Source organism: Rossellomorea sp. NPDC071047 (assembly GCF_050270195.1).
Lineage (GTDB): Bacteria > Bacillota > Bacilli > Bacillales > Bacillaceae_B > Rossellomorea.
The window spans coordinates 367,701-375,234 of sequence record NZ_JBNNJT010000005.1 but is presented as its reverse complement, the minus strand read 5'-3'; the positions used below and the strand labels follow the sequence as shown (position 1 = coordinate 375,234).

9 protein-coding genes are annotated in these 7,534 nt (G+C 39.6%); 2 read left to right on the top strand and 7 right to left on the bottom strand.

The window, feature by feature from the left end; translation table 11 throughout:
• Window positions 1-259 precede the first annotated feature (259 nt).
• The 4 genes from ACQKFO_RS18480 to ACQKFO_RS18465 form a co-directional block, all read right to left on the bottom strand.
• Entirely contained in the window at window positions 260-1,006 is a 747-nt protein-coding gene (locus ACQKFO_RS18480) for an SDR family NAD(P)-dependent oxidoreductase (RefSeq protein ID WP_427600293.1), read from the bottom strand.
• Between the two features lie 151 nt (window positions 1,007-1,157).
• Complete coding sequence (locus ACQKFO_RS18475) at window positions 1,158-1,337, bottom strand: aspartyl-phosphate phosphatase Spo0E family protein (RefSeq protein WP_262371612.1); 180 nt, start codon at window positions 1,335-1,337, stop codon at window positions 1,158-1,160.
• A gap of 107 nt (window positions 1,338-1,444) precedes the next feature.
• The gene (locus tag ACQKFO_RS18470; protein ID WP_427600292.1) at window positions 1,445-2,035 is read right to left on the bottom strand and encodes a cell wall hydrolase; all 591 of its coding nucleotides are present in this window, start codon (window positions 2,033-2,035) and stop codon (window positions 1,445-1,447) included.
• A 180-nt stretch (window positions 2,036-2,215) separates the two neighbouring features.
• Window positions 2,216-2,410, bottom strand: a complete 195-nt coding sequence (locus tag ACQKFO_RS18465; protein ID WP_427600291.1) for a hypothetical protein — start codon at window positions 2,408-2,410, stop codon at window positions 2,216-2,218.
• Between the two features lie 165 nt (window positions 2,411-2,575).
• Here ACQKFO_RS18465 and ACQKFO_RS18460 point away from each other — a divergent pair, with 165 nt between their 5' ends.
• Both ACQKFO_RS18460 and ACQKFO_RS18455 read left to right on the top strand, forming a co-directional pair.
• Entirely contained in the window at window positions 2,576-2,755 is a 180-nt protein-coding gene (locus tag ACQKFO_RS18460; RefSeq protein ID WP_148968546.1) for a YkvS family protein, read from the top strand.
• A 129-nt stretch (window positions 2,756-2,884) separates the two neighbouring features.
• Window positions 2,885-4,270: a DUF2254 domain-containing protein gene (locus tag ACQKFO_RS18455; RefSeq protein ID WP_427600290.1), complete on the top strand. Its 1,386-nt coding sequence runs from the start codon at window positions 2,885-2,887 to the stop codon at window positions 4,268-4,270.
• A gap of 48 nt (window positions 4,271-4,318) precedes the next feature.
• Here ACQKFO_RS18455 and ACQKFO_RS18450 read toward each other — a convergent pair whose 3' ends face one another.
• The 3 genes from ACQKFO_RS18450 to ACQKFO_RS18440 form a co-directional block, all read right to left on the bottom strand.
• Complete coding sequence (locus ACQKFO_RS18450) at window positions 4,319-4,438, bottom strand: DUF6254 family protein (protein ID WP_427600289.1); 120 nt, start codon at window positions 4,436-4,438, stop codon at window positions 4,319-4,321.
• A gap of 72 nt (window positions 4,439-4,510) precedes the next feature.
• Window positions 4,511-5,542 carry a YkvI family membrane protein gene (locus tag ACQKFO_RS18445; protein WP_427600288.1) on the bottom strand — a complete coding sequence of 344 codons (1,032 nt, stop codon included), beginning with the start codon at window positions 5,540-5,542 and terminating at the stop codon, window positions 4,511-4,513.
• 137 nt (window positions 5,543-5,679) lie between these two features.
• Window positions 5,680-7,374, bottom strand: a complete 1,695-nt coding sequence (locus ACQKFO_RS18440) for a M3 family oligoendopeptidase (RefSeq protein ID WP_427600287.1) — start codon at window positions 7,372-7,374, stop codon at window positions 5,680-5,682.
• Window positions 7,375-7,534 lie beyond the last annotated feature (160 nt).

Sequence of the window (7,534 nt, the reverse complement as noted above, 5' to 3'; positions counted from 1 at the left end):
GATCGACTCCTGCGGGAATAGCTGGACAGGTGAGACCCCGGAGGCGCAGCCGAGGAGGCTCACCGCCAGCCCCGCGGAAAGCGAGCATCCTGGAGTGGAAATCAACTCCTACATTCTTCATTAAGATAACCACAAACTTTGCGAAAAGAGCCTTAAACAAATAAAAGCCGGTCACCATCCATCTCTTGGATTCGTAACCGGTAGTTCTTCTATGTTCATACAAATATTTATAAATACTTATCCTATCCCCCGAACAGTGTTAATGCTCATAGATCATTTTCCTTGTCATTCCACCATCCACCACTAAGTTTTCTCCAGTAATGAAATCATTATCTGGATGAGCAAGAAATAAGCATGCTCTTGCTATATCTTCGGGTTTTCCGACTCTTCCCGAAGGATGCTGATCATGGTCTTTCTTTCTCAATGAGTCATACTCTTCTGTTTGAATCCACCCGGGACTGATGGAATTGACGCGGATCCCCACTTCACTCAGAGTGATGGCAAGGGAATGCGTGAGACTAACAATGCCCCCTTTTGTCGCAGAGTATGCTTCCGTATCCGGTTCAGACATGGAAGCTCTGGTAGAAGCCATGTTAATAATGCAACCACCCCTGTTTTTCATTAAAGCAGCCCCCTCTCTACTGCAATAGTAGACACTGCTTAAGTTTGACGATAGGATACTGTCCCATTCCCCTGGATCCATCTCCCAAAAGGACTTGAACTTCGAAACACCTGCATTATTAATAAGTACGTCCACCACGCCATGATCCTCTTTTATCTTTGAAAAGACATCTTTTACCTGTTGATAGACTCCCACATTCACTTCATGAAACCGTGTTGAATAACCTTCTGAATTGAGCTGCAGGGATAATCCCTCCCCTTTATTCACATCCATGTCCATAAATTCAACAACTGCACCCTGCTTCGCAAATTCTTCAACCAGCGCTTTACCGATTCCATTCGCTCCTCCTGTTATGCAAACAATTTTATCTTTCAATCTTGTCATCTCCCTTTATCTAAATATTTTCATTTGTCGTTCGCTGTTCATTCTCCCTAATAAGCATACCCCTTCCCCATTGCCTAAAACCCTCTCCCAGACATATAGAAAAGGATTAACCTTTGGAAATGCCGGGACATTCCAAGGTTAATCCTTTTATTTATTGTACTATCTTATTTTTTGTCGTTTTATTAATATCATTTCGCTGATGAATATTGATTAAAGCATCCAGCTCTTTACTAAGTTGAATGGTGGCTGGACTGCTAAGCCCAAAACGGACGCCTGACTGTATCATCTTCCATCTTACCGTTTCAATTCGAGTCACAATGGTCCCATTCACCAACATCACCTCTTTTTCTTTACTCTATTTTACTATTAATTTCACGTAGAGAAAAGTAAAAAGTATCCGAACGCTATTTTGATATTATATGAAATCCTGCGTAATGATTATTTTGCGAAGCGGTGTTGTCCAATGGTTAGCAATGTGTCTCTATTGGTAATCCAATCGCTTGTAGATGTGACTGGATTATAGAAGAAGAGGGAACCTTGTCCCTGACCTCTGAAAGCCAAAGCCTCTTGAACCGCGTCTCTCGCTTCCTGAGAAGGCGCTTGGTTGATTTCCCCGTTTTGAACGGGTGAAAAAGCATAATGACCGTTTGCTACCTGGTAGATTACTTCTTTAATAGAGCCAGGGAATTCAGTGGAATCCACTCGGTTTAAAACAACGGTTGCGACAGCCACTTTACCTGCATATGGCTCTCCTTTAGCTTCTGCATGAACCAGTTTTGCAAGTAACTCACGATCTTCAACTGTTACTTCATTTTCTGGTATCGCTAACGTTTGACCTGGATGAATTTCATTCGATTTCAAACCGTTCTCTTTTTTCAGTTGAAGGACAGATACAGATTTCTCCTTACCTATATCCCAAAGAGACTCACCATTTTCCACAGTGTGAACTCCTTTAGCTGCAATAGTTTGAGTAGAGAATGAAACAATCGAAAGTGCTGCAATTCCTGCTAGTAAGCTTTTCTTAATCATATTTCTACCTCCTAATTAGCGCTCCACACTAAGATAACAACGATTAAACAGAATTTCATCAGGTAATGGTTACCACCGATCGTCCTTCGTACCTTGGAAATACATTCTAACTATCCATAGTGCTGCATATATTCGTTATGAACCAGAAAAAAAAACGGAGGATCCCATCCCCCGCTTCTTTTAACTTCTTGGTGTATCTAAATAGTGATAAAGAATATTACCGCCATGCTGAGCCACTCCACGAAACTGTTTAAAATCCTCTTGTTTAACGAGTACAGATCGGAAGGTAAGAAAGTCTTCTTTCATCACTCTTATTTCTAACACTTCTCTTGTACGCAATAATTGTAATTGTTCAAGAATCTCTGTCTCACTCATATCCAAACCTCCATCCTGAATGTCTCTATTGTAGTTTTAAAAGGATGTAAACCTCAAGAATAATTTTTTTGATGAAATTTTTAGAAAACTCTTTACCTTTTCTTGAGTTTACGTCAGAATATTAGTAATTGTTTGTAGAATTTTGGCAAAAAGGGGCGACCTCTGATGAAAAAAGCAGAAATTGGAAATGTGATTGAATTTAGAGAAGGTTTAAAAGGTATTGTAGAGAAAGTAAATGAAAACTCGGTTATCGTTGATCTAACTTATATGAAAAATTATCGAGACCTTGAACTTGAAGAAAAAACAGTCGTTAATCATAAAAACTATAAAATAATTGAAGCATAGAACAATTTCCTAAAAGGTGGAGAACCAAACTCCACCTTTTTAAATTGAGCTCTTAAACAAGAGAAAGGTTTACGGAAATGCCATTAAGGATACTCTTATAGCATACTGTAGCGCAAGGTGGACCCCGTCATGAATTTAAATATTCACATTGTTAACAAAGCCAGGAAAAGTTTTTGGTTTGTACCATTTTTATTTTCACTCATCTCATTAGTTCTTGCTCTTATCACCTTCTATTTTGATTGGTGGTTGAGTCAGCATGATTATCCTTTGTTCCCTAAGGTACTGTTTTCCAATTTTGATTTATCCATGACCATCATCGGTACGATAGCTTCTTCGATCATGACCATGACCACGATTACCTTTTCAACGATTATGGTCGTGTTAACGACCTTTTTATCCCAATATTCACCAAGGACCCTTCAGAACTTCATTAATGACCGCCCTACACAACGGGTTCTAGCCATTTTTGTGTCAGGTGTGGTGTATTGCATCACTTTGTTGGTCCTCCTACAGGACGAGTCCGGACAAAAATTATATATTTCTTCGGCCTTTGCCGGTATAGTGGCGATTATTTGTTTATTTGTTTTCGTCTATTTTGTTCATCATGTTTCCAATTGGGTGAAGGTCAGTAATTTAATACATAATATCACTATAAAAACGAATAAAAAAATCGATGATAGTTATTTATATAGAAAGAATGCCATCAATGAACAGCCTTCAACCTTTAATGAGGCGCTATTTGACGATACGGAGCCCATTTTGGTATATAGTGAACAATCGGGTTACTTACAACAGATTAATATTGAAGGAATGCTCAATAAAGCCGCCAAGGATGAAGCCGTTATCCGCATGGTGAAAACACCCGGCGAATATTTACTTGAAGGAACGCCTGTCATGACAGCATGGACGACGAATAAAGACATCGATGTAGAAGATTACTTGGAATACCTCGTACTCGGACCTGATAAAGAGCCCATGGAAGACATTGAACTCGGGATAAGAAAGCTGGTTGAGATTGCCTTGAGAGCCATTTCCCCCGCCATTAATGACCCGAATACGGCAAAAAACTGCATAGAGGAAATCGGGATCATTCTATCTAAGCTTGCTAAACACAAGCTACCAAGCTCATATTTATCAGATGAAGAAAATAATGTTCGTATCATATTGGAACAGCCGACCTTTGGTGATTATCTATACAAGAGCTTTTACCAGTTAAGGCATTACGGGAAGCAGGACATATCCATTATTGCCGAAATTCTGCGTTCGCTGAGAATGATAGGGGAAAATAATAGTGAAGAAACGAAGCGTATGGTCTGGACGTTTAAAGACTATATTCTGGAAGGAATCGACTATGGCAGCCTCCAAAACCTCGACATGCAGTACATCATGAGACATCTGGATGAGCTGGCTAAAGCTTGCAGACAAACAGATTGGGATAAAGATGAAGTGAGAAATAAATATTTCCCCGAACAATATAAGACAAGCGACTCTTATCATCATAAGAAAAAAGAGTGATTGGAATCAAGAAAAAACGGATGCCCGAAGCGAAGCATCCGTTTTTTCTTATTTTTTTCCTTTTTTTCCTTCTGAAAGCTCTTTGAAGGATGAAACTTTGCCATGAGGATGTTGTTCCTGCTTTCTTACATTCCACTGTCTTTCTTTTTCGTGTTTTGATTGCGTCATGTTAGCCACTCCTTTTTCATTTGTCTCTTTTAACATGAGCAGCAGACCCGCATTTTACTCTTACCTTTATGATTATTTATTGGGTTTCATCCAAAGAAGAATGATGAATACTAAGCTCATATACCCAAAAAGTGGGTATAAGTACGATAAAAGTTCACTGTATTCAAAAAAGCTTAACGAATAGATCACCAAAAAGATACCCGTAAAAGTCATTAACGAAGAGCCCTTCCAATAATTCGTTAACTGTTTCTCCAGACCAAATACCCCGCCTATCACGGATGTGAAAATTTCACCATAAATGATGATGATATAAATAATATAAAAGCCGGCTACAAATGATTTCATCACCACAGCCATTGGAATTTGGTATTGTGTCACATCCGGGATCAAGACTAAAGTAATATGACTGGAAATAAGGATCAGTGTAAGGAAAAAACCGCCAAGATATCCTCCATACTTAATGGTCTCCCGGTCTTTCACTTCTCCGGCAACGGGAACGAGCACAGCCTGAGCCATGGCCAGATTAAAGGCCACATATGAAAAAGGTGCTACTACTGATTTCCACCCATCCTCTGCATGGGGTATCATAAGAAATGCGTCTAAAAAAGCGGCGTTTCGAACAGAATAAATCATCAAGAAAAGATTAAAGAAAATCATAAGAGGAACAACGAACGTATTGACTGCAAAAAGCCCTTTGATCCCCACCATCATCGTGATGAATCCAAGTCCGATCGTCAGCAGTATCCCTAATTGCTTGGGTAGCAAAAGCTGCTCTTGAAAAACAGCTCCTGCTCCTGAAAGCATAACCGCGGAAACCCCGATCAGCATAATCATCATGACGATATTCATAAACTTAGAAAACCATTTTCCAAATAGATATTCATTAAATTCTTCAAAGGACTTTGCTTTAATATCATGGGACTTCAGCATTATCTTCGTTCCCATTGTAATAAATAAGTACCCGCTTAATAAAATCGCAATAAACCCGACAAAGCCAAACCGGGTGAAAAACTCTACAATTTCCCTTCCTGTTGCAAATCCGGCCCCTATAACCGTACCAACATAAACAGCAGCGATTTGAAACGACCCAGCTATTTTTTTCATCCCATCACCTCTGACAACCTTCTACTTCACCTTATGTACAAGCAGAGAAAATCAGAAGCAAAAGAACATAATTCTTCCGGAATTGTAAAAAACCCCAAACAAAAGAGGCAGCCATAAAAAATGCGGCTGCCCTTTTACTATAATGATTTATCATCTATTCCATTTAACCATTGTCTTATCGGTTCAATGACTTTCTCAACTGTCCCCTCCTGGAATGGAGAATCGAGTTTGGCTGCTTCTACAAGCCCTGTGAATGAATGGCTTCCCCCGAGTTTACAAAGGTTTACATAGTCATTCCACGCTTCCTCACGATTAAGATTCATTTTCTTCCAAAATTGGAAGGCACAAATTTGAGCCAATGTGTAATCGATATAATAGAATGGAGAATTATAAATATGGGATTGACGCTGCCAATATCCCCCATTTTCTAAATACGAAATATGATCGTAGTCCTTATGGGGAAGGTATTCCTTTTCAATTTTTCTCCAAGCGGCGTTCCGTTTTGACGGGGAAGCTTCAGGATTCTCATATACAAAATGCTGGAACTCATCAACTGCCACACCGTAAGGAAGAAATTGCAATGCTTCACTTAAATGTGAAAATTGATACTTGTCTGTATCCTCTTCGAAGAAATAATTCATCCATGGCCACGTGAAGAACTCCATGCTCATGGAATGAATTTCACACGCTTCATACGTTGGCCAAATATATTCTGGGATATCGAACCCTCTGCTGGAGTATACCTGGAACGCATGACCTGCTTCATGGGTTAAAACATCGATATCCCCAGAGGTTCCATTGAAGTTCGAGAAAATGTATGGAGACTCATGGTTTGCAATATACGTGCAGTAACCGCCTCCAGCTTTTCCTTTCTTCGCTTCCAGATCCATGAGATCATGCTCAATCATGAATTCAAAAAATTCCTTTGTTTCCTGAGACAGTTCTTCGTACATCTTTTTGCCATTATCAATGATCCACTGAGGACCACCCTTAGGAACCGCGTTTCCGGACGTGAACTTAAAGCCTTCGTCATAAAACTTCATCGAATCTATCCCAATGCGCTTTTCTTGTCTTTCTTTAAGTTCAGTAGCCAGAGGAACGATATGTTTCTTCACTTGATCGCGGAAAACCTTTACCATATCAGGGGAATAATCCGTTCTCGTCATGCGATAATAACCTAGTTCAACAAAGTTCTTATACCCTAAAGTAGTCGCTATAGTGTGACGCACCTTGACTAACTCATCAAATAGACGATCCAATTCTTCTTGATTCTCTTCAAAGAAAGAAACGGTCGCTTGAGCGGCCTCTCTTCTTGTTTCCCGATTGACAGATTGTGTGAATGGGCCCATTTGAGCCAATGTCCTTTCTTCCCCCTCAAATGGGATCTTTGCAGACGCCATCAGCTTTGTATATTGGGAAGATAACTTATTTTCCTTCTGTAGAAGAGTCACGATGTCAGGAGAAAAAGTCTTCATTTCGGTTTCTGCCAGAGCAAATAGCTGCTTTCCCCACTTTTCTTCTAATTCTTTACGATAAGGAGAGTTTACGAGTTCCTTGTAATAGTCCGTCACCATCCCGTGAACCTCAGGCATCATTTCATCGATATGATCCTGCTCCTTTTTGTAAAACTCATCATTGGTGTCGATTGAATGCCGGATATAGCAAATATTTTGCATGGTATCGATGTTCAAACGTATATCATTCAGTTCCTTCATGGCATCCACCTGTTTTTGTACATTGGACGCAGACTTGAATTTTTCAAGTAATTGTTGGAAAACTGGTCTAATCTTTTCTAAATTTGGCCTTTCATATGTAAACTGATCAAACTTCATACTGTTGCCTCCTCATAATATAATCCCGATTATAGTTATTCGCCTTCTGGTAGAAAATCTCCTGTTTATTGTAATATCGAATTTAAAGAATTAGAAATAATGGAATCGACGAGGAAGAGACGTGCTTTTAAAACAAAAAACAAAATAAAAGCCCCGTCTC

Bases quoted from the DNA above. Each gene is read 5' to 3' on its own strand.
- ACQKFO_RS18480 (WP_427600293.1), bottom strand. From the start codon at position 1,006: ATGACAAGATTGAAAGATAAAATTGTTTGCATAACAGGAGGAGCGAAT.
- ACQKFO_RS18470 (WP_427600292.1), bottom strand. From the start codon at position 2,035: ATGATTAAGAAAAGCTTACTAGCAGGAATTGCAGCACTTTCGATTGTT.
- ACQKFO_RS18465 (WP_427600291.1), bottom strand. From the start codon at position 2,410: ATGAGTGAGACAGAGATTCTTGAACAATTACAATTATTGCGTACAAGA.
- ACQKFO_RS18460 (WP_148968546.1), top strand. From the start codon at position 2,576: ATGAAAAAAGCAGAAATTGGAAATGTGATTGAATTTAGAGAAGGTTTA.
- ACQKFO_RS18455 (WP_427600290.1), top strand. From the start codon at position 2,885: ATGAATTTAAATATTCACATTGTTAACAAAGCCAGGAAAAGTTTTTGG.
- ACQKFO_RS18450 (WP_427600289.1), bottom strand. From the start codon at position 4,438: ATGACGCAATCAAAACACGAAAAAGAAAGACAGTGGAATGTAAGAAAG.
- ACQKFO_RS18445 (WP_427600288.1), bottom strand. From the start codon at position 5,542: ATGAAAAAAATAGCTGGGTCGTTTCAAATCGCTGCTGTTTATGTTGGT.
- ACQKFO_RS18440 (WP_427600287.1), bottom strand. From the start codon at position 7,374: ATGAAGTTTGATCAGTTTACATATGAAAGGCCAAATTTAGAAAAGATT.